Source organism: Nocardia sp. NPDC060220 (assembly GCF_042727815.1).
Classification (GTDB): Bacteria; Actinomycetota; Actinomycetes; order Mycobacteriales; family Mycobacteriaceae; genus Nocardia.
Genome location: NZ_JBHWZY010000881.1, coordinates 1 through 2784, shown reverse-complemented (window position 1 = coordinate 2784; position 2784 = coordinate 1). Strand labels below are relative to the sequence as shown.

Genomic DNA, 2784 nt, shown 5'->3' with positions numbered 1-2784 from the left:
TCGATGCGAATTCGCCGTGGTTGCAGGTCAGCGCGTGTGCCGGACGCCCCGGCTGGTGATCGAGTCGCCGCCCAGCGCGAAGAAGTCGTCGTCGACTCCTACCCGGTCCACGTCGAGCACCTGCTCGAATGTCCGCGCGACCAACTCTTCCAACCCCGGCGACGGCGCCCGGAATTCTCGCGTGACGGACACCGGCTCGGGCAGCCGCTCGCGATCCAGCTTCCCGTTGACGGTCAGCGGCACCTCGTCCAGCACCATCACCGTGGACGGCACCATGTACCGGGGCAGCACCTCGGCCAGTGCCGCACGCAACTGCTCGCCCGATACCTGCGTCCCCGGCGCGGGCACGACATAGGACGCCAGCACCGCCGCTCGCCCGCCGTCGCGGCGCGGCACCGTGACCGCGTACGCCACATCCGCCCGCGCATCGAGCACCGCGTCGATCTCCCCCAGCTCGATCCTGGTGCCGTGCACCTTCACCTGAAAATCGTTGCGCCCCACGAATTCCATCTCGCCGTCGACGCCACGGCGCACCACGTCACCGGTGCGGTACATGCGCTGACCCGGCTCCGCGAACGGGCACGCGACGAACCGCGACGCGGTCAACCCCGTCCTGGCGGCGTACCCGTCGGCCAAGCCGGGACCGAACAGATACAGCTCGCCCTCGACACCGTGTGGCACGGGCCGCAACCAGGTATCGAGCACGACGACCGCGACGGGGCCGACCGGCTTGCCGATCGTGATCGCGGCATCGGGGGCCAGTGCGTCGCTGGCGGTAGCCCAGATCGTGCTTTCGCTCGGCCCGTAGAGATTGACCATGGTGCGGTGCGGCGCCCACCGATCGACCAGTTCCGGCCCGACCGGCTCACCGGCTGTCGCCAGCACGCGCAGCCCGTCGAGACCGTCGCACGAGACTGTGGCCAGCGCAGAGGGAGTGATCACCACGTGCGAGATATGTTCGCGGCCGATCAGATCCGCCAGCTCGGGTCCGGCGTAGACATCGGGAGGCGAGACGACCAGTCGGCCGCCCGAGCCGTGCGCCATCAACAACTCGAACACCGAGGCGTCGAAGCTGGGCGAGGCTACCTGCAGCACCACCGAACTCGGGTCGACGCCGAGAATCCGCCGCTGCGCCGCGACGATATCGGCCAGGCCGCGATGGCTGACGAGCACGCCCTTGGGCATACCGGTCGACCCGGAGGTGTAGCTCACGTACACGGTCTGATCCCGCCGGATCGGACCGCCGCGTTCGTCATCGGTGATCGGCACCGCGGCAACCGAATCCGCGGCGTCGAGCATCTGCTCCTGGTCGAGGATCAGCCAGTCGACGCCATCGGGAAGGTGCGCCCCGGCGGAGGAGTCGGTCAGCCCGAGCACGGCTTTCGAATCCGACAGCAGAAAGTCGATCCGCTCCGGCGGCAGGGTCGGGTCTATCGGCAGGACTGCGGCACCGGTCTTCGCCACGGCCCACAGGGTCACCGTCGCCGCCAGGGATCGCGGAAGCACCGAGGCGACGACCTGTCCCCGCTGGACGCCGTGCCGCAGCAGGACCCGGGCCAGACGTGCGGATCGCTCGTCGAGCTGCCGGTACGTCATGGCGGTCGCACCGCATCGCACGGCGATGGCGTCGGGTTCGGCGGTAGCGCACGCGGCGAGGATCCGGTCCAGCGTGTCCGGGATTTTCGGTTCCGCACCCGAAACCGGCCACGACGGGCCCGGTTCCTGGTCGAGCGGCAGCTCACCCAGCCGTAGGTCGGCGTCGACGGCGATCCGGCCGAGCAACTCGACGAAGCGGTCGAGGATCCGGCGCGCCGCCGCGGTGCCGAACGTGCGGTCGTGGAATCGCAGGGTGATCCGCGGTGCCTGTGCTTCGCCGTGCACGGACTGTTTCGGCGCCACGACCAGGCTCAGCGGGTACGGCGTCGCGTCGACACCACTGAGTTCGTCCACCCGCAGGCCCGCCGACTCGATGAGTTGCTGTAGTGCCGTCCGGTCGACGGGGAACGACTGGAAGGTGACGGCAGTGTCGAAGAGTTCGGGCAGACCGACGCTGCGGTGAATCTCGGGCAGGCCGATGTGGTGATGATCCAGCATGCGAGCGTGCCGCTCCTGAATGCCGGTCAGCAACTCGCGCACCGTCATGGTGGGTTCGAGCGGGACTCGCACGGGAATCGTGGTCAGGAACATGCCGAGCGTCTGCTCGACCCGCGGTAACTCCGGTGGCCGTCCCGACACCGCGGATCCGAAGATCACATCGGTCTCACCGGTCAGTACGCGCAGATTCAGGGCCCAGGCCGCGGCGACCGCCGTATTGATGGTGACGGCCGACTCGGCTGCCACTCGACGGAGACCTCCGAAACGATCTGCCGTCAGCTCGGCCTCGATTTCGGCGGCGGATACCGAACCCGTCGCGAGCACGTCGCGCGACACCCGGGTGGGTGCGTCGACATCCGAAAAGGCTTGTGCCCATGCCGCCTTGGATGCGGCGGTGTCCTGCCGCCCCAGCCAGGACAGATAGTCGCGGTAGGAGGGTGCGGGTCCGGCGGAGTCGATATGGGCGGGAGACCCGTAGTAGTCGAGCAGTTCTCGCATCAGCAGCGGCATCGACCAGCCGTCCAGGATCACATGGTGATTCGTGACGAGCAGCCGGAAGGTCGCCGACCGCATCCTCAGTGCGCAGCCTCGGGTCGACGCCTTCTACGGAGAGTCGGGCGGCAGCACGATGGGTGCTGTGCGCGCCGTGCACCAGCGCGGCTTCGTCGGCCGGACGGTGGTCTTCGGCTC

The 2784-nt window shown here is 68.8% G+C and carries 1 protein-coding gene; it reads right to left on the bottom strand.

The window, feature by feature from the left end:
• Positions 1-27: 27 nt before the first annotated feature.
• The gene (locus ACFWF3_RS31170) at positions 28-2667 is read right to left on the bottom strand and encodes an amino acid adenylation domain-containing protein (protein ID WP_379317311.1); all 2640 of its coding nucleotides are present in this window, start codon (positions 2665-2667) and stop codon (positions 28-30) included.
• Positions 2668-2784 lie beyond the last annotated feature (117 nt).

Excerpts from the sequence above, each read along its gene's own strand:
- ACFWF3_RS31170 (WP_379317311.1), bottom strand. The coding sequence starts at position 2,667 with ATGCGGTCGGCGACCTTCCGGCTGCTCGTCACGAATCACCATGTGATC.